Source organism: Flavobacterium sp. MFBS3-15, from assembly GCF_026107645.2.
In the GTDB taxonomy this organism is placed as follows: domain Bacteria; phylum Bacteroidota; class Bacteroidia; order Flavobacteriales; family Flavobacteriaceae; genus Flavobacterium.
The window spans coordinates 106184-124111 of the sequence record NZ_JAPCHV010000016.1; the positions used below are offsets into that span (position 1 = coordinate 106184).

Sequence of the window (17928 nt, forward strand, 5' to 3'; positions counted from 1 at the left end):
TATGTTAATAGTGTAGTATTTGCCTGATGCTATAATTATTTTTATGGTAGTAAATGAATATAGCTCAAATGAAAAAGATCTTCACAAAAACCACATATAAAAACATTAAATGCATCCTTGTAGATACTTTCAATGGATTCATGAATGATAAAGGACTGAAATTAAGCGCATCCTTGTCTTATTATACTGTTTTTTCTATGGCCCCACTGCTACTGCTGATAATTTCCCTTGCGGGTGCGGTATATGGCAGAGAGGCGAGCGAAGGCAGGATATTTGATGAAATAAACGGCCTTATAGGTAGCGAAGCCGCACTACAGGTGCAGCAGATAATACGTAACCTCGAACTCTCCGGTAAAACTACATTATCGGTTATCATAGGTGCAATAACACTGGTTATAGGTGCCACAACGGTTTTTGGTGAAATTCAGGATTCTATCAATATAATATGGAAGGTAAAAGCCAAGCCAAAACGAGGTTGGGTAAAATTTCTAAAAGACAGGCTGCTCTCAGGCTCCATTATTGTAGGCCTTGGATTTTTGCTGATAGTATCGCTAATTGTTAATGGCGTATTACTAACCATAAGCGACATGCTTAAGGCACGTTTCCCGGACCTGACAATTATTCTTTTGAACGCAGCCAACCTGGTCATAAGTTTTTTAGTAATAACTGTATTATTCGGGGTGATATTTAAAGTTCTCCCAGATGCTAAAATTTCGTGGAAACACGTGCGTGCCGGGGCATTTTTTACGGCTTGCCTGTTCCTTTTAGGACGTTATCTAATCGGTATTTACATTGAAACCACTGCAGCAGGATCACCTTATGGTGCAGCCGGGTCTATTATTGTAATATTGCTTTGGGTTTATTATACTGCCGCAATTTTGTATTTCGGGGCCGAGTTCACACGGGCCTATACAAGTTTTAAAGGGGCAAAAATTGAACCTGCAGAGTATGCCGTATATGTAGAGCAGAAAGAAAAAGAAAGAGATGTTAAATTCATACCCCCGATGGAATCTTCATTAGATTACGAAAAAAAAAAGCCGTGAAGGTGAGGAAACAAATCTTCGGTTATTATTTTCATACATAAAAAAACTCCCCGGAATATAATCGCGGGGAGTTTAGTGTTCTGATCTATGATTACCTTATCATTACAGGCTTTTATCTACATTTAGCCTGCCTTCTACTCCGGCATCATTATCCATATCTCCTGTTACTGCGCCATAAGCCCATTTAATCATAGATATCATCTTTCCATATTTGGTATCCCAGTAGTAGGCATCTATAGGTTCTACTTTTATCACGGTAACATCCGGGTCGTCTTTTCCTTCCTCAAACCAGGCTTTAGCAATAGGTGTCCATACATCATCAATATGGGCTTTATCCTTGTAGATAATAGCCTTTCCAAATACTGAAAGAAAATGTGCGTCAGAGTTTTTAGCGAATATCAACTGCACTTCATCATCATGCTTTATCTCAAAGTTTTTATTGCTTTTTTTCGATGAGATGAACCATAAGCTGCCATCTTCATCCACATCTACCACACTCATGGGTCGCGTAGGTATAGGCCTTACAGATAGTTCTGTGCAAAACATGCACATCCCTATATCGTTTGCCATTTCTTTAATTTTTTCCCTTGCCTCCTTGCTGAAGAGGTCTTTAAAATTGTCTTTCGACGTGCTTGATCCTGACATAGCTTTTTATTTTTTAGTTAGTTGTTATATCCTTCGTCCTGGCTGCGTTCTGAAACCCAATCCACAGCTTCATCATATTGTGTGTGCTTATAGGCTCTGAACTCCCCTGGCATAACTTTACTGAATATGTCTGTAAAGGTTTTAAGGACTTCAGAGTCAGAAATAATAGCAGCACGGTTCCATTTTGTAATGTTTTGAATTCCAAGGAGTGCATCCTGAAACCAGGCGCCTAAAGTGAAATCTGCCGGAGAATTGTCTAGGACAAGCATATAATTTAGCTTACCTGTCTTCTCGACAAGGTGTGATACCTGTAGCTTTACGATCTCAAAATCCTCTTTGGTAACTTCTCTGTCGGCACGGAAGCCAACCATGTTATCCGGAAGGTCGGGTATCTGTATGATCATAGCATTTGAGTTTAGAATTATCTTAAACCCAAAGTTACCTGTAAAGAAATTAAACGTATGTTATTGGCATCATAATAATTACAGAAGGTTATGGTAAATTATGGTGCACGATATTACTTTTAATTTCAGGTAAATATTAATGATGGCTGCATTCAAGGAAGAATGGTAAAAATAAATGAATTAAACTTTCAGGCTGTATTCATGAGCTCTAGCAACCTTTTACACTATATTCTTATGTGTTAAGTTTAAAAAAGATTATACAAGTTCCTTCTTCATGATAAAATCTTCCATCAAATAACCGTTCCCAATGTTAATATCCTCCTCACCTGCTTTTTCAAAGCCCGCTTTTTTATAGAAATTGACAGCTTTATTAAAACGGTTCACATTGAGCACAATTTTATCATTGTTGTTCTTCAATGCTTCTTTTTCAATTACCGACAGAAGCTTTTGACCTACGCCTTTGCCTTGCGCTTCGGGAACAACATATAATTTATGAACTTTCGCGGTTTCCGTATAGTAGTTGAGTTCATAGGATGCAAAGCCAAGAATATTACCATTTTCTGATGCCAAAAGAAAATGATGGTTCTTTATTAAAATCTGTTCTGAAAATGCCGCCGGACTATACATCATTTCGAGCATATAGTCAAGTTGCTCAGATGAAAGTATGGAAAGGTAAGTAGTATACCAGGTACGGTCAGCAATCTCACGAATAATATTATAATCTTCATATAAGGCTTTTCTTACTTCAATCATTTTTTTATTATTGAAAAAAGCCCGTAATTACTGGCTTTTATTATTAAGTAAATGTACAAAAAAATTATTGGCACAGTAATTGGATAAACCAAATCAAGTAACAATTTTTTATTCTATCAGGCATTAATTTACGCATCATGAAAACTAATATATTCCATACAGTCTTTTTCGCCCTTGCAAGCATTGGCGGAATATTTGCCCAGGATGTAACCACTGTGAGGGCAAAGTCCGACATCAGTGACAACCTCGACCTAAAAGCGGTGGCTTCAATATTTGGTGATTCACGCGACCTTGAAGATTTTGAGCGCAGGCTCAACGACCCGGACATACAGATATCCAACCTCGACCTTAATGGCGATAACCGCGTAGACTATCTTAGAGTAATTGAAGCTACTGAAGGCAATACCCACCTTATCATTCTTCAGTCCGTACTTGGAGTGGACACATTCCAGGATGTAGCAACAATTGAAGTGGAAAGGGACCGCAATAACAATGTGCAAGTACAGGTGGTTGGTGATGTTTATATGTACGGCGCTAATTATATATATGAACCGGTTTATGTTACAAGGCCCGTATTGTTCGACATCTTTTGGGTAAGCAGCTACCGTCCCTATTATTCACCCTGGTACTGGGGATATTATCCAAGATATTACAGTTACTGGGCACCTTATCCAATATACCGATACAGGAATAACTGCCATGTACATATAAATAGCAGGAACAGCTACCATTATGTAGACACAAGGAGAAGTACACGTGCTGTAGCAATGTATAGGGGAAGAAGATCCAATGCTTACGAAAGAGAGAACCCGGGACGAGGATTTAGCAGCAGGAACAACGGAGCATCGAACAGGTATGCATTAGAGCAAAGCCGTGGAGGTTCAAGATCGCAAAACGCTTCTTATTCTACAGGGTCATCACGTAGCTCTTTTACAAGTTCTTCATCACGCTCCACTTCGACAGGCACTTCAAGAAACACAAGTGTAAATACAGTTAGAAGCAGCGGAAATAACAATAGTGTTAGGAGCTCATCACCATCAAGGCAGGCTTCTACTTCTACCAGGTCGAACAGCGCTACTGTAAGAACATCCGGCACTCCGTCAAGAAGCAGCAATAGTACAACTGTCAGGTCAGCAGGGACAACACCGGCAAGGAGCCAGGCCACACCGGCAAGGAACAATTCATCTATTGAAAGGAATAACACTCCTGCCGTCCGCACACAAAATGCGCCGTCAAGAAGCAGTCAATCTGTATCTCCTTCAAGAGGCAGTGGCAGCTCAGTAAGAAGTACCCCTGCTGCAAGCAGGCAAAGCTCATCTGCACCATCAAGGTCGGGTGGCAGCCAGGGCGGTAGATCAAGAGGTTAAGTTAAGTTATATATTTGGAAAAGAGGTCGTCTAAATGTTTTAGGACGGCCTTTTTTGTAGCCTAAACAATCCGTTTTGTCTTTATCGCTTCTACCCATTCACCTTTACCACATACCGAACAGATACCAGATGTGGGTTCCAGGCGCTGGGTATTGGCACAAAAGGTGCAGGCATATATTCCGGCTTTAGGGATGTTTTTGCTTTTAAGCAAAAACAGCTGCGGCCGCAAGGGCAGGCCATACTTTACATCAGCATCATCATAGAAAAAAACACTGATTGCCCCATTTGTCTCTATATATGCGTTACGCACCTGACCCAGGTGTTCGATGGATTTCAGTCGCAATTCAGCAAAGAATTCGTCCTGTGCCAGGTCTTCCCTTTCAAAACTGGTTATGGAGAATTGGCCATCTTCAATCAGGCATTTCACCCGGCCTTCAATGAAATTCTCAAACTTTTTGCTTTTGCCCAACAACCATGTCACAGTTCTATACATTAACAAAATTATCAGGAAAACAAGTATGGCCGGTATCAACCCAACATCTTCATAAAACATTGGGTCACCTGCTGCAGACCCTAATGAAATAATAATGACCACCTCAAATACTGAAAGTTGCTTCACTCCCCTTTTGCCTGCAAATTTGAGCGTGAGCAGCACCACCGTAAACATTATAACGGTACGAAATATTACTTCAAAAAGGAATTTAAAAGGCAAGTCATTAAACAATAACCGCCTCCATTCGAATATATCTTCCATGGTATCAGAATAATCATCCTAAAATTAGCTGATTTTATCATTCAACGATTTTGCATTAACAAACTTTGGCAGAACTTTAATATCACGTTATAGCCAATTGCCCTTCATGCAGAGTAATTTTATGGTATCAAACTAAATATTAAAAATAAAACATTATGAGCAAGAAAGTAGCCATATTGGCAACCAATGGATTTGAAGAAAGCGAACTGAAATCACCAAAAGAATACCTCGAGGAACAAGGCTGGACAGCCGACATCGTTAGCCTGAAAAGTGGCACCATCAAGGCATGGGCCAACGGCAACTGGGGCGGCGACTACAAGGTTGACAAAACCCTTGACCAAGTGACATCGGGCGATTACCATGCACTTGTACTTCCGGGAGGTGTTATTAATCCAGACCAGTTAAGGAGAAGCGAAGATGCCGTAGCATTCGTAAAGAGCTTTTTCGACGAGAAGAAACCTGTAGCAGCAATATGCCACGGCCCGCAGATACTTATTGATGCCGAAGTGGTAGATGGCCGCGAGCTTACTTCTTTTTTCTCTGTTAAAAAGGACCTCATGAATGCCGGTGCCAACTGGAAAGATGCTGAAGTAGTGGTAGATAATGGCTTGGTAACAAGCCGTACCCCGGATGACTTGCCTGCATTTAATAAAAAAATGGTAGAGGAAATCAAAGAAGGAAAACACGAGCTGCAGCATTCATAAGAATATTTAAGGCTAATGCCTGATTCGATGAAAGCCTTCATGCCATTGCGTATGAAGGCTTTCTTTTTTAACTTTATAAAAAATATCCAAACAATGAAAATTAAACTATTAATCATTACCCTGATGATGGCACTACAGGTAAATGCACAACTGAAGCCTATAGCTTACAAAGAAGGCTCTCAAAAGCTAAACGGTTTTTCAGGAGTGCCGAAAAAACCACTTAAACAAAACCCAGGCATTCTTATCCTCCCGGCATGGATGGGCATCAATAACCATACAAAGGAAGTCGCGACTAAGCTAAACGAATTGGGCTATTACGCCTTTGTTGCCGATATTTATGGGGAGGGCAACACCCCCACTACCCCGCAACAGGCCGGTGAGAAATCGGGATATTACAAAAATAATCCTGAGCTCTACCAAAAAAGAATCAAGGCAGCCCTTGATGCGCTAATAGCCAGCGGCGCAGATAAAGACAATATTGTTGTAATAGGTTATTGCTTTGGCGGTACAGGAGCATTGGAAGCCGCACGGGGCGGGCTGAATGTAAAAGGAGTAGTTTCTCTTCATGGTGGGCTGGGCAAGGATGCCTCACGACCTAACGGGACAATAAAACCTAAAGTACTTATACTTCATGGTGCAGATGACCCTTATGTTCCACAAAAGGACATTGAAGCCTTCCAAAAGGAAATGAAAGATGGCAAAGCTGATTGGCAAATGGTATACTATTCCGGTGCCGTACATGCTTTTACTGAAAAAGAAGCCGGCAACGACAACTCTAAAGGAGCAGCGTATAACGCAACGGCAGACAAACGCTCATGGGAGCATTTTTTACTATTTTTAGAGGAGGTCTTCAAACAATAATTGCTGAAAATTACAATTTCAATTCTGGCAAATTGGTGTAATTCGTGTTACTTACATTTTACGTGTAACAAAACACTATATTTACTCTACTAATACCCAAAATAACCATCATGAGAAAAGCACTTTTATTAGCTTCACTGTCGCTGTTTGTACTTTCATGCAGTTCAGGAAAAAACACACCAAAGGATTATGCCAAGGCGAATGTCGAAAAATATATGAACTCCATTACGCCGGAAGACCTCAAAAAGCATCTCTTCATCGTTGCCGGTGACGAAATGGAGGGTAGAAATACAGGAGAGCCAGGCCAGAAAAAAGCAGGGGAATACCTTATAAAGCAATATGAGGCTAATAATATTTCTTTTCCTGAGGGGGCGGAAAATTTTTACCAAAAAGTGCCATCCGCATATATGGCCAAATCATTTAGCCCTAAACTGGGAGATTCTGAAAATATATGGGCCTATATTGAAGGAACTGAAAAGCCGGATGAAGTGTTAGTCATTTCGGCACATTACGATCATGTGGGCATGAAGAATGGTGAAGTATACAACGGTGCCGACGATGATGGCTCTGGTACAGTTGCCCTGCTTGAGATAGCTCAGGCATTTATGAAAGCAAAAGCAGATGGATACGGTCCGAAACGCTCTGTACTTTTCCTTCATGTTACCGGAGAAGAACATGGCCTGCATGGTTCACGATACTATTCCGAAAACCCATTGTTTCCTATAGCCAATACCATTGCTGACCTTAACATCGACATGATAGGCCGAAGGGATGATAATCACAAAGACAATGGCAACTATGTGTATGTTATTGGATCGGATCGACTTAGTACCGACCTGCATAACATAAACGAAGAAGCCAACAAAAAATACACAAAGCTGGATCTTGATTATAAGTATAATGACAGGAAAGATCCAAACCAGTTTTATTTCAGGTCGGACCATTATAACTTCGCAAAAAAAGGTATACCAATCATCTTCTATTTCAATGGTGTACATGCCGATTACCATAAGCCCGGCGATACGCCTGATAAGATTGAATATGACCTGTTAGCCAAAAGGGCACAACTTGCTTTTGTAACGGCATGGGAACTGGCCAACCGCGATAACCGCCCTGTGGTTGACAAGGACGGAAAATAATTGGCCCATTACAGTTTCATAACTTATTTTCAGTAAATTAGCAGGACAACCAACAAATTAAAATTATGAAAACAAAATTCTTTGCAGTTCTTTTTGTCTTGTTTGCGGCACAGTTTGTTGCGGCACAGGATAAAACAAATGCTAACGCCCGAACATCACGCGCCCTGGCAAAACAACAGGATTTTAAAACGTATCATGGTGCCTACTCGACCACCGGTAGTGAAGATATTATTGTGATAGTAGATGCAGGCGACAGGTTGCTCTGCAAGATACCCGGAAAGCCTTCCATACCCCTGGAATCGACAGGTACTCATCTCTTTAAATCCGAAAAGGAAGGGATTACAATCATATTCAACCCGGAGAAGAAACAATTCATAATGACCGAAAAAGGCGTAGCCCGTACCTATACCAAGACATAAGCCTGATTTAACAATAAGTAAGCCCAGCAAAACGCTGGGCTTAATTATTTATGATTATTACCAAATCTCCTGAAGGTTTTACATTACCTAACTGATCCAATCACGGAAATCGTTTACCCGCTCGCGGCTCACTATTACTTCATCGTCCTTATAGGTAGGCAGGATTACTTTGAGGCGGGAATTGGTATATACTACTATATCCTTGATGGCGTCGACCGATATGATGAACTTACGGCTCACGCGGTAAAACTTGTTCGGGTCAAGCTCATTTTCAAGCTGTTCCAACGTAGTTTCCAGCAGGTAATTCCTGTTATCTGTTGTATGAATGTAAGTTCCTTTATTTTCGCTGTAAAAGCATTCGGCATCCTCTACGCTGATCATTTTTAGGTGCTGCCCCATTTTTATCGTAAACCGCTTCTTATAGTTTTTCTCCTGGGGATTCGCCAGCATGCGCTTGATCTGGTCAAAATCCACCGAAAGCTGCTGGGGTTGGGGCACGCGTTCTTTAAACTTGTTTACTGAGGCCTCAAGATCGTCTTCATCAATAGGCTTCAACAGGTAATCAATACTGTTGAGTTTAAAGGCACGCAGGGCATACTCATCATAGGCCGTGGTGAAAATCACCGCGCTGCTTATCGGGATGGCCTCGAATATATCGAAAGAAAGACCATCGCTCAGCTGTATGTCAAGGAATATCAGGTCAGGCTGCGGATTTCGCTGAAACCACTCTATTGACTCTTCTACCGAGTGCAGCATGGTCCCTGCTTCGATGTCCAGCTTTTGTAATTTTCGTTGCAGCAGGCGTGCAGCAGGTTTTTCGTCTTCAATGATTATTACGTTCATACCGTTTATGATCAAATTACCATTCGATTTGTTTTTTACCCTTCTCTGCAAGGAAAGCATTGGCCTTGCTGAAATGCCTGTTTCCAAACCAATGCCCCTTATTCGCACTCAACGGCGATGGATGTCCTGATTCCAGTACCAAATGTTTGTCCCTGTCTACACGCGCACCTTTCTTTTTGGCCGGGCCGCCCCAAAGCAGGAATACTACATCTTTCTTCTCATCGGAAATCTTCTGGATAACGGCATCGGTAAAATTTTCCCATCCCTTACCCTGATGGCTGTTGGCTTCACCCTTCCTAACTGTAAGCACAGCGTTGAGCAAAAGCACACCCTGGCTGGCCCAGCGTTCCAAATTACCGTTTGAAGGAAAAGGTTTGCCCAGGTCGGTTTGTATCTCACGAAATATGTTTTGAAGCGATGGAGGCATGGGTATGTTGTCGTTTACCGAAAAGCACAAGCCATTCGCCTGCCCCGGACCGTGGTAGGGGTCCTGGCCGAGTATCACCACCTCTACCTTATCAAAAGGGCAATGGTCGAATGCGGAAAATATCTGCCTTCCGGGAGGGTAGCAGGTATTTTGGGCATATTCATCCTTTACAAAACCGATAAGGCTTTCAAAATAAGGCTTGTCAAATTCACCGGCAAGCACTTTTTTCCACGAATCGTGTATAGCTACGTTCATTGCATTTCAATTATACGCAAATATAAGCAATGGCTTGTATAGCCAATGTATAAAGCCTGCTTAAACTTTTCTGCCAAATGTTCAGCCACAGCGATTATGTAGTATTTTTGCATAGAATTTGCTTTACAAAAAGAATGATTACGATTACAGATAAGACACTTAAAGATTTAGAGTTTCATACTGTCCTTGAAACTGTGGCTTCAGGTTGCACTACCGAGCCGGGCCATGAAAAGGCGATGCACATTACCCCTTTTAAAAATAAGGAGGAACTGATGCAGGCCTTGCGGCAGACATCGGAATATGTTTCCTCGTTTGATAATAACAACGCCCTGCCCAATCATGGGTTTGAGCCGATTACCAACGAAATAAAGTTTTTGGCCATTGAGGATAGTTACCTCGATGCTTCGGCATTCCGTAAGATTGCCAACCTGTCGGATACGGTAAATACGCTGATAAAGTTCCTGGAAAAATTCAACGACTACTACCCTAACCTAAACGCCAGGGCTGAACAGGTGGAATATACCAAAGAGATTCTCAAGAACATTGACAAGGTAGTGGACAAGTATGGTGAAGTTAAAGATGATGCGTCTTTTGAGCTGGCCGGGATACGCCGTGAAATGGCACTAGTGAAAGGCCGCATCAACCAGAGTTTTGCCAGCGCGCTTACCCAATACAACAGCCAGGGCTTCCTGGACGATATAAAAGAAAGCGTAGTGGAAAACAGGCGGGTTTTGGCAGTATTGGCCATGTACCGACGCAAGGTCAAAGGATCCATACTTGGCAGTTCCAAAACAGGAAGCATCACTTACATTGAGCCAGAAGCTACTTTGCGACTGTCACGTGAGTTGAGCAATTATGAATATGAGGAAAAGGAAGAAGTAAAGCGCATCCTAAAGCAACTGAGCAATGCAATACGGCCTTTTGTGCCATTGCTATATGATTACCAGGATTTTCTGTCGGACATTGACGTAGTTTCCGGCAAGGCAAAATATGCCCGCAGGATAAACGGCTTGCTGCCGAACATTACCAACGAAAAAAGGCTTTATTTCAGGGAGGCCTACCACCCTATCCTGTACATCAATAATAAAAGAAAAGGTGAAACAACCTATCCCCAGACGATCGAGCTGACCCAAGAGAACAGAATCATAGTTATCTCCGGGCCCAATGCCGGAGGTAAGAGCATTACCCTGAAAACCATCGGGCTGCTGCAACTAATGCTTCAATGTGGCCTGCTGATTCCCGTACACGAACGTAGTGAAACATTCCTGTTTGACAGGATTATGACCGACATTGGAGACAACCAATCCATAGAAAATCACCTGAGTACGTACAGCTATAGGCTGAAAAACATGAATTACTTCCTGAAGAAGTGCAACGACAGGACACTTTTCCTGATTGACGAATTCGGTACAGGATCAGATCCGGAGCTGGGTGGAGCTTTGGCAGAAACTTTTCTCGAAGAGTTTTATCACAGGGAGGCTTTCGGCATTATTACAACGCATTACACGAACCTGAAGATACTGGCCAACGAACTGCCCTATGCAACCAATGCCAACATGCTTTTTGATGAAAAGTCACTGGAACCTATGTACAAGTTGATACTGGGTCAGGCAGGAAGCTCGTTTACCTTTGAGGTAGCACAAAAAAACGGCATACCCTATGGGCTGATTAACCGTGCCAAAAAGAAAATTGAAGGAAGTAAGGTACGTTTTGACAAGACAATCGCCAACCTCCAGAAAGAGCGCTCTAAGCTTGAAAAGACCTCGCAGATACTCAAAGAGGAAGAAATAAAGGCTCGTGAAGAGGGCAAAAAGATGGAGAACATCAACACCAAAATACAACAGAAGCTGGAAAGCTACCAGGAACTATATGATGCCAACCAGCGCCTGATTTACATGGGCCAGAAGATTGATGACATTAGCGAGAAATATTTTAACAGCAAGAATAAAAAGGAACTCATTGGCGAATTCCTGAAAATGGTAGAAATCGAGAACTCCAAGCGTAAGAAAGCCACACCAAAGGAAAAAAAACAAAAGGAAATTGTACAGAAGCAGGTCATTGCCGAAGTACAGGTAAAGGTGGAGGAAATACGCCAGGAGAAAAAAGAAAAGAAGATAAAGGAAAAAGCCATAGAAAAACCGAAAGCCATCCTCAAAGTAGGCGACCGTGTACGCATGCTCGATGGAAAATCGGTTGGTACCATCGATGTAATCGAAAAGATGAAGGCAACTGTAAACTACGGCATCTTTACCTCAAAAGTAGATTTGGAATCGTTGGAACTCGTGGAAGCGGCAAAGAAATAAACTATGGAAAACCTGCCCAAAGATAAAAAGATAATACTGTTTGACGGGGTATGCAACCTGTGCGATGCCACAGTCCAATTTATCATTAAGCGCGACAAGAGGGACGTGTTCAGATTTGTAGCGCTGCAATCGGACTTGGGACAACAAATCATAAGCCATATTGGCATAGACACATCCAAAACCGATTCGATAATACTTTATGAGCCCGGGCATGCCTATTACTACAAAGCAGAGGCTGCCATAAAGATTGCAAATCAACTGGGCGGAGTATTTCTACTGATGGGCATGTTTTCAGTATTACCTAATTGGTTGTCCAACAAAGTATATGATTATGTAGCCCGCAACCGCTACAAATGGTACGGAAAAAAAGACGAGTGCATGGTACCGACAGCGGAAATGAAGGCAAAGTTCCTGTAACAGTACTTCCTTTTCCGAAAGTGTATATAAAGAAAGAGCCCCGATAATCGGGGCTCTTTTATTTTATGGAAAACTGTAATTAGTTTTTCACGATTTTCTGAGTCATAGTTCCTTTGTCAGAAGAAACAGTCATCATGTAAACACCGTTAGCAAGGTCAGAAATGTTAACCTGAGCTTCAGTAACACCATCAAATTTAGCTGATTTTACAGTGCGTCCGTTAAGGTCAACGATTTGTATACCATTAACAAGGATGTTTTTGTTATTAATCACGTTGATAACATTTGTAGCAGGGTTAGGGAAAACTGACAGTTGAGACGCAAGGTTTTCATTTGTACCTGCAGTACCAGTTACAGTTACATTATCAAGAGTGATCCATCCGAAGTTCGCTGCAACCTGTGCAGGAGAGTTACAATGGAAACCAAGGAAATAAACACCTGTAGCTGATGGAGTGAATGTGGCTGTCTGTAGTGACCATTCAGTAGAAGTAGCAAAATCATTGTGCGTAGCAAGTGTTGTAGTTTGTGCAGCTACAGTAGCGTCGTTACCAACTGTAACTATAAGGTTGTTTACACCACCGTTACCTGCGCCTATCCTTTCACGAACATAGTAAGTGATAGTTACTTGTTGATTAGCAGTTAGATTTAATCCACGTGAGAACAACCATGAATCGATTGCAGTCGTGAATGCACCAACAGCCATACCTGTTTCACCTTCCTGCGGAGCCCATGCAGCAGATGTACCCACCATTGTGTCCCATGGTCCTGCAGCACCGGTAGTAGTAAATACTGACCAACCGTTAAGGCTTGGCGTTTCAAAACCATAAGTATATGGAAGGTTAGCAGGTTCAAAAACTGTGCTCCAAGAAATTGGACCTACAACTTCACTTTCGTTGCCTTCGCCACATACAGTTGTAATGTAGAATTCATAATCAGTACTTGGTGTAAGGCCATCAAGAGCAATTTGAGTTTCGCTAACCGTTTCAGTCATACCTGTACCAGGTGTAAAGCCCATCGGTCCGTACTCAAAAATATAACCCGTAGGAACTCCTAGTGACGGAGCATCCCAACCAATAGTAGCAGTTGTAGTTGTAGGAGCTGCAACATATTCAAATGTTTCAACACCAAAACATGAAGTTGGAGTAACAGTAACTTCTACACTGAAAGATGCTGCTGACCAACGGTCATCAAATGCGATGAAATAAACTTCACCTGCCGCCGCAGGGAAAGTTAAATCCGAAAGAAATGGCCCATTGTCAGGATCTACGTCGTCATTGCCTGCATAACATGTAAGGTCTTCGCAGGATCCTGTATAAACAGAAATCCTAGTATCACCTGTTACAGGATTATTAGCAGCAATATTTGTATTAATCCTGATTAGTGAGTTTTGGTCAGGAATGATATAATACCATTCTGCATTTGGAGCAGTAGCACCACTTTGCCAGCATCCGCCATTTGCAAATGTAAGATAGGTACCGTCAATAGCACCCACAACAGTTGTACCCGCAGTAAGCTGTAATGCATCGTCGCATGTGTTCTGTGCATGTACTGACATCAAAGAGCCGAAAAATAAGGCTCCTAAAAGTAAATGTTTTTTCATGATGATAATTTTAATTTTTCCCAAAAATAGGAAAAAATATATCATCTCCAACTTGTAGAATGAAAATTTAGCAAAAAAAACAGACCATAACAGCCTGTTTTTTTTATAATATTGAAAACTAATTAGTTTTTTATTATTTTTTTTGTCATACTTCCCTTATCCGAAGAAAGTGTCATTAAATATACACCTGCCGCAAGATCTGTAATTGTAACCTGAGTCTCAGTCACATTGCCGGCATTAATCTGTTTTACGGTTCTCCCATTTATGTCGCTTATCGAAATTCCTTCAATCAAAATATTATTTTTATTGGAAATAGTTACCACACCTGATGAAGGGTTTGGATATACAGAGAATTGTGATGCAAGATTATCATTTACACCTGCAACTGTCGCTGTAGTAACTTTAAAATCATCTACCATGAAAAAATACGCATTTACAGATGTGCAATGAATACCTACCCGGATAGTTTGATTAGCATAGGCATCCAGGGAAAAAGTTTTTAATTCCCACGTTGGGTAAGGCGCAGTAAGGCTGCCGGCTCCGGGCAATAATGTAAAGTCTGATGATGCTGAAGGTGCACCTGTACCCGTATAAATGCCCACCTGGTAGTTTTCAAGCCCATAACTGTTTGAAAGCGATTTCACCCAAAAAGTAAGTTCATTTGATGAAGCGCCTAAATTTAACGGCGGGCTTACTAACCAGTCATTATTAGGACCTGCGCCACCTTCCCCGTCACCTGGCATAACTGCCGCCCATGAACCCGCATACTTTTCACCTCCATGGGGATCAAAATTCCTAACCTCGTTTCCGGAAGTAGCATTAGTAACACCCGCAGCACTTGGGTTGAATACTATAAATGCCTGTGGGTCGTTTGCATTTTCCCACGGTATATCTGTTCCACCTGTATAGGTTGCAGAACCATCAAGATCAAGTGTGAGCCAATCTCCAATACCTGTGATGATAAAATCCTCATAGTTTTCAAATCCATCCTCAATGAGTACGGTTTGGGCACTCCCCTCAAAAACGGATCCTGACAATGCAATTCCTAAAAGTAGTAGTCTTTTCATAAATCCTGTATTTTGGTTTTCTCAAAGATACGATCAATTACCAAAAAGACAAAAAAAACAAAGGATAACGCATTCATTATCTTAATATTCTAAAGAATAATCTAAAAATTAACTATTTTAAAACTTTACAAAATAACATATCTGCTGTTTATAATTAATAAAGAATTATTTCAACAAATAAAAATCAGCCATTACTAACGCCGCCATAGCTTCAACTATAGGCACGGCCCTTGGCACCACGCAGGGGTCATGCCTGCCCCTGCCCTGCATTTCTACTACATTACCTGAACTATCAATGGTTTCCTGCTTTTGCATTATGGTTGCCACAGGTTTAAAAGCAACCCTGAAATAAATATCCATACCATTACTGATACCACCTTGTATCCCTCCCGAAAGGTTGGACTTTGTACTCCCATCAGGGTTAAAAATATCATTATGTTGGCTTCCTTTCATACGTGCACCGCAAAACCCGCTGCCATATTCAAAGCCCTTAACTGCATTTATAGACAACATGGCTTTACCAAGCTCAGCATGGAGCTTATCAAATACCGGCTCGCCAAGTCCCACAGGAACGTTTTGCAAAACGCAGGTAATGGTCCCGCCAACAGTATCACCCTCCTTGCGTACCTCCTTAATATAAGCCTCCATCTTTTCTGCAGTTACCGGATCAGGACAGCGGACAGCATTGTTTTCTGTCAATGAAAAATCCAATGCCTGATACGGTTTATCTATAAATATGTCTCCAACGGAAGACACAAAGGCATTGATAGTAATATCCGGAATAACCTGCCGGGCTACAGCCCCCCCCACTACCCTGCTGATAGTTTCACGGGCCGAACTCCTTCCGCCCCCCCTGTAGTCCCTTATACCATATTTTTTATCATAGGTATAATCAGCATGGGACGGCCTGTAAACATCTTTAATGTGAGAGTAATCCTCAGGCTTTTGATTTGTATTACTTACCAAAAATCCGATTGGCGCCCCTGTAGTCCTGCCTTCAAACATACCTGAAAGAAACTGTACTTCATCATCCTCTTTGCGTTGCGTTACAATTGCAGATTGCCCGGGCTTCCTCCTGTTAAGCTCATTCTGAATAGCCTCAAAATCCAATTCAATTCCCGGAGGGCAGCCATCAATGACACCACCAATTGCCGGGCCATGAGATTCGCCAAAAGTAGTCAGCCTGAATAATGTACCAAAAGTATTGCCTGCCATGAGTAAGTGTTTTTACAAAAATAGTCTTTCTTACAGAATAAAATATCACTAAGCTGCTTGAAAAAAAGGATTATATTCGCATAAACTTATACTTAACTAACCTATGAAAAAATTCGGATTATTACTTCTCAGCATTGGCTTTTTTGCCGTATCCTGCTCCAGTGACGACAGCAACGGCAGCAATAATAATGGCGATGCTACCAATTTCCTCCCCCTTGCAGCAGGTAATTATTGGGTATACGATGTGCCTGGCAGTATCCAGGACGGGAGGGACTCACTTTATGTTGCCAATGACACTGTAATTGGTAGCAATACTTACAAAAAGCTTAAGACCCGTTTCCTGGCTACAGGTTTCTTTTCAGGAGCCATGAGTAATAATGGTGTACGCGCATCGGGTGATGAATTGGTTCTTTCCGGAAGCGCTGCAATACCTTTTTCTGAAGATTTTCCGGCAACAATTGCTGTTTCCGACTTTACCATTTTTAAGCAAGGTGCTGCAGCAAACACACTGCTTGACGAAGTAAGCGGCACAATAACACAACAATACGAAGGAATACCCCTCAACCTAAATTATGAACTTGGTACTACAGCAAAAGAAAACCTTGCGACTTACAGTATTAACAACCAAACCTATACTAATGTAAAAAGAGTAGAAACTGTACTCAACCTTGAGATAACAGCCACAATTGAAGGCATACCTTTTCCTTTAACCATCATGTCTGCACAGGATGTAGTAATATCGAGCCAATATTACGCAGAAGGAATAGGCGTGGTTCACGTAGTAACCGATTTTCAGTATGAATTGGGGCAATTACCTTTCGAATTGCCAATTCCCCAAACCGGATCTGAAAGCCAGGAGGAAATATTAGTGGATTACAGTGTAGAATAACTTTTATCTGTCCATAAACAAAAGGCGCTAAAGCTTTAAGCTTTAGCGCCTTTTCTATTTCAATGATGAGGTGATAATAAAAAGTAAGATTAAGTTTAACAAAATCATAACTGTTAAAACATTAACAAAACCTGATTCTTACAAAAATGAGGTTTATAAATTTGCCTTAGTAAACAACTAATGGATCATTTATGAAAAAACTATTGTTATCTGCTTTTATGCTAATAGGATTGGCATTTAGCTCAAACGCACAGGACAGAAATGCACTAGGTTTGCGCCTTGGCGACAACGACGGATTTGGAGGGGAAATTTCTTACCAACGTCTTTTAGGCGACAACAACAGACTCGAACTTGACCTTGGGTGGCGTGATTCTAAACGTTATGATGCCCTTAAGCTTACAGGACTTTATCAATGGGTTTGGAACATTGAGGGTGGCTTTAACTGGTATGCCGGTGTAGGTGGTGGTGTAGGAACATGGGAATTTGACGACGTTCCTCCGGGATATGACGGAGATGATGACAGCGGTACCTTCCTGTTCGTGGCAGGTGACATAGGTATCGAGTACAACTTCGACATACCGCTACAGCTATCACTTGACTTCCGTCCAGAAGTTTACTTTGGCGATGACTTCCGCGAAGATGACTTCGGTCCGGATATCGCACTTGGCATAAGGTTCAAGTTTTAAGCTAAGAACAGAAAAAAAAATAAGGGGCTGTCTCAAAAGTGAGGCAGCTCTAATTTTTTAAACAAATAAGGGAGCCCGAGGGCTCCCTATATTCTGCAAGTTTGTTAACTTGCGGTGTGTATAATAAATCAAAAGTAATC

At 41.6% G+C, this 17928-nt stretch carries 19 protein-coding genes; 10 read left to right on the top strand and 9 right to left on the bottom strand.

The window, feature by feature from the left end:
• Window positions 1-68 precede the first annotated feature (68 nt).
• A complete protein-coding gene (locus tag OGH69_RS14375; RefSeq protein WP_265175178.1) occupies window positions 69-1043 on the top strand; it encodes a YihY/virulence factor BrkB family protein in 975 nt (324 codons plus the stop codon).
• A 102-nt stretch (window positions 1044-1145) separates the two neighbouring features.
• On the opposite strand, the gene OGH69_RS14380 is transcribed toward OGH69_RS14375, so the two are convergent.
• The 3 genes from OGH69_RS14380 to OGH69_RS14390 form a co-directional block, all read right to left on the bottom strand.
• Window positions 1146-1688, bottom strand: coding sequence for a pyridoxamine 5'-phosphate oxidase family protein (locus OGH69_RS14380; protein WP_265175179.1), 543 nt, complete (start codon window positions 1686-1688; stop codon window positions 1146-1148).
• 17 nt (window positions 1689-1705) lie between these two features.
• Window positions 1706-2092, bottom strand: coding sequence for a SpoIIAA family protein (locus tag OGH69_RS14385; RefSeq protein WP_265175180.1), 387 nt, complete (start codon window positions 2090-2092; stop codon window positions 1706-1708).
• Between the two features lie 255 nt (window positions 2093-2347).
• The gene (locus tag OGH69_RS14390; protein ID WP_265175181.1) at window positions 2348-2845 is read right to left on the bottom strand and encodes a GNAT family N-acetyltransferase; all 498 of its coding nucleotides are present in this window, start codon (window positions 2843-2845) and stop codon (window positions 2348-2350) included.
• Between the two features lie 137 nt (window positions 2846-2982).
• Between OGH69_RS14390 and OGH69_RS14395 the strand changes: the two genes are divergently transcribed.
• Window positions 2983-4212, top strand: coding sequence for a hypothetical protein (locus OGH69_RS14395; RefSeq protein WP_265175182.1), 1230 nt, complete (start codon window positions 2983-2985; stop codon window positions 4210-4212).
• A 61-nt stretch (window positions 4213-4273) separates the two neighbouring features.
• Here OGH69_RS14395 and OGH69_RS14400 read toward each other — a convergent pair whose 3' ends face one another.
• Complete coding sequence (locus OGH69_RS14400) at window positions 4274-4966, bottom strand: DUF421 domain-containing protein (protein ID WP_265175183.1); 693 nt, start codon at window positions 4964-4966, stop codon at window positions 4274-4276.
• Window positions 4967-5121: 155 nt separating this feature from the next.
• Here OGH69_RS14400 and OGH69_RS14405 point away from each other — a divergent pair, with 155 nt between their 5' ends.
• The 4 genes from OGH69_RS14405 (at window position 5122) to OGH69_RS14420 (ending at window position 8089) form a co-directional block, all read left to right on the top strand.
• Window positions 5122-5670, top strand: a complete 549-nt coding sequence (locus OGH69_RS14405; protein WP_265175184.1) for a type 1 glutamine amidotransferase domain-containing protein — start codon at window positions 5122-5124, stop codon at window positions 5668-5670.
• A 93-nt stretch (window positions 5671-5763) separates the two neighbouring features.
• Entirely contained in the window at window positions 5764-6531 is a 768-nt protein-coding gene (locus tag OGH69_RS14410; RefSeq protein WP_265175185.1) for a dienelactone hydrolase family protein, read from the top strand.
• Window positions 6532-6641: 110 nt separating this feature from the next.
• Window positions 6642-7670 carry a M28 family metallopeptidase gene (locus OGH69_RS14415; protein WP_265175186.1) on the top strand — a complete coding sequence of 343 codons (1029 nt, stop codon included), beginning with the start codon at window positions 6642-6644 and terminating at the stop codon, window positions 7668-7670.
• A gap of 65 nt (window positions 7671-7735) precedes the next feature.
• A complete protein-coding gene (locus tag OGH69_RS14420; RefSeq protein WP_265175187.1) occupies window positions 7736-8089 on the top strand; it encodes a hypothetical protein in 354 nt (117 codons plus the stop codon).
• 87 nt (window positions 8090-8176) lie between these two features.
• On the opposite strand, the gene OGH69_RS14425 is transcribed toward OGH69_RS14420, so the two are convergent.
• Together OGH69_RS14425 and OGH69_RS14430 are read right to left on the bottom strand one after the other, a co-directional pair.
• The gene (locus tag OGH69_RS14425) at window positions 8177-8932 is read right to left on the bottom strand and encodes a LytR/AlgR family response regulator transcription factor (RefSeq protein WP_265175188.1); all 756 of its coding nucleotides are present in this window, start codon (window positions 8930-8932) and stop codon (window positions 8177-8179) included.
• A 16-nt stretch (window positions 8933-8948) separates the two neighbouring features.
• Window positions 8949-9614, bottom strand: a complete 666-nt coding sequence (locus OGH69_RS14430) for a uracil-DNA glycosylase (protein WP_265175189.1) — start codon at window positions 9612-9614, stop codon at window positions 8949-8951.
• Window positions 9615-9748: 134 nt separating this feature from the next.
• Between OGH69_RS14430 and OGH69_RS14435 the strand changes: the two genes are divergently transcribed.
• Together OGH69_RS14435 and OGH69_RS14440 are read left to right on the top strand one after the other, a co-directional pair.
• Complete coding sequence (locus tag OGH69_RS14435; protein WP_265175190.1) at window positions 9749-11917, top strand: endonuclease MutS2; 2169 nt, start codon at window positions 9749-9751, stop codon at window positions 11915-11917.
• 3 nt (window positions 11918-11920) lie between these two features.
• Window positions 11921-12334 carry a thiol-disulfide oxidoreductase DCC family protein gene (locus OGH69_RS14440; protein ID WP_265175191.1) on the top strand — a complete coding sequence of 138 codons (414 nt, stop codon included), beginning with the start codon at window positions 11921-11923 and terminating at the stop codon, window positions 12332-12334.
• Between the two features lie 79 nt (window positions 12335-12413).
• Here the strand turns inward: OGH69_RS14440 and OGH69_RS14445 are convergent, their stop codons facing one another.
• The 3 genes from OGH69_RS14445 to aroC form a co-directional block, all read right to left on the bottom strand.
• Entirely contained in the window at window positions 12414-13931 is a 1518-nt protein-coding gene (locus tag OGH69_RS14445) for a T9SS-dependent choice-of-anchor J family protein (RefSeq protein ID WP_265175192.1), read from the bottom strand.
• Window positions 13932-14053: 122 nt separating this feature from the next.
• Window positions 14054-14998, bottom strand: a complete 945-nt coding sequence (locus OGH69_RS14450; protein WP_265175193.1) for a T9SS-dependent choice-of-anchor J family protein — start codon at window positions 14996-14998, stop codon at window positions 14054-14056.
• 165 nt (window positions 14999-15163) lie between these two features.
• Window positions 15164-16213 carry a chorismate synthase gene (gene aroC, locus OGH69_RS14455; protein WP_265175194.1) on the bottom strand — a complete coding sequence of 350 codons (1050 nt, stop codon included), beginning with the start codon at window positions 16211-16213 and terminating at the stop codon, window positions 15164-15166.
• Between the two features lie 103 nt (window positions 16214-16316).
• On the opposite strand from aroC, the gene OGH69_RS14460 reads away from it, so the two are divergent.
• The gene (locus OGH69_RS14460; RefSeq protein ID WP_265175195.1) at window positions 16317-17102 is read left to right on the top strand and encodes a hypothetical protein; all 786 of its coding nucleotides are present in this window, start codon (window positions 16317-16319) and stop codon (window positions 17100-17102) included.
• A 191-nt stretch (window positions 17103-17293) separates the two neighbouring features.
• Window positions 17294-17788: a hypothetical protein gene (locus OGH69_RS14465; RefSeq protein ID WP_265175196.1), complete on the top strand. Its 495-nt coding sequence runs from the start codon at window positions 17294-17296 to the stop codon at window positions 17786-17788.
• Window positions 17789-17928 lie beyond the last annotated feature (140 nt).

Coding starts and splice junctions, on each gene's coding strand:
- OGH69_RS14375 (WP_265175178.1), top strand. CDS start 69: ATGAAAAAGATCTTCACAAAAACCACATATAAAAACATTAAATGCATC.
- OGH69_RS14380 (WP_265175179.1), bottom strand. CDS start 1,688: ATGTCAGGATCAAGCACGTCGAAAGACAATTTTAAAGACCTCTTCAGC.
- OGH69_RS14385 (WP_265175180.1), bottom strand. CDS start 2,092: ATGATCATACAGATACCCGACCTTCCGGATAACATGGTTGGCTTCCGT.
- OGH69_RS14390 (WP_265175181.1), bottom strand. CDS start 2,845: ATGATTGAAGTAAGAAAAGCCTTATATGAAGATTATAATATTATTCGT.
- OGH69_RS14395 (WP_265175182.1), top strand. CDS start 2,983: ATGAAAACTAATATATTCCATACAGTCTTTTTCGCCCTTGCAAGCATT.
- OGH69_RS14400 (WP_265175183.1), bottom strand. CDS start 4,966: ATGGAAGATATATTCGAATGGAGGCGGTTATTGTTTAATGACTTGCCT.
- OGH69_RS14405 (WP_265175184.1), top strand. CDS start 5,122: ATGAGCAAGAAAGTAGCCATATTGGCAACCAATGGATTTGAAGAAAGC.
- OGH69_RS14410 (WP_265175185.1), top strand. CDS start 5,764: ATGAAAATTAAACTATTAATCATTACCCTGATGATGGCACTACAGGTA.
- OGH69_RS14415 (WP_265175186.1), top strand. CDS start 6,642: ATGAGAAAAGCACTTTTATTAGCTTCACTGTCGCTGTTTGTACTTTCA.
- OGH69_RS14420 (WP_265175187.1), top strand. CDS start 7,736: ATGAAAACAAAATTCTTTGCAGTTCTTTTTGTCTTGTTTGCGGCACAG.
- OGH69_RS14425 (WP_265175188.1), bottom strand. CDS start 8,932: ATGAACGTAATAATCATTGAAGACGAAAAACCTGCTGCACGCCTGCTG.
- OGH69_RS14430 (WP_265175189.1), bottom strand. CDS start 9,614: ATGAACGTAGCTATACACGATTCGTGGAAAAAAGTGCTTGCCGGTGAA.
- OGH69_RS14435 (WP_265175190.1), top strand. CDS start 9,749: ATGATTACGATTACAGATAAGACACTTAAAGATTTAGAGTTTCATACT.
- OGH69_RS14440 (WP_265175191.1), top strand. CDS start 11,921: ATGGAAAACCTGCCCAAAGATAAAAAGATAATACTGTTTGACGGGGTA.
- OGH69_RS14445 (WP_265175192.1), bottom strand. CDS start 13,931: ATGAAAAAACATTTACTTTTAGGAGCCTTATTTTTCGGCTCTTTGATG.
- OGH69_RS14450 (WP_265175193.1), bottom strand. CDS start 14,998: ATGAAAAGACTACTACTTTTAGGAATTGCATTGTCAGGATCCGTTTTT.
- aroC (WP_265175194.1), bottom strand. CDS start 16,213: ATGGCAGGCAATACTTTTGGTACATTATTCAGGCTGACTACTTTTGGC.
- OGH69_RS14460 (WP_265175195.1), top strand. CDS start 16,317: ATGAAAAAATTCGGATTATTACTTCTCAGCATTGGCTTTTTTGCCGTA.
- OGH69_RS14465 (WP_265175196.1), top strand. CDS start 17,294: ATGAAAAAACTATTGTTATCTGCTTTTATGCTAATAGGATTGGCATTT.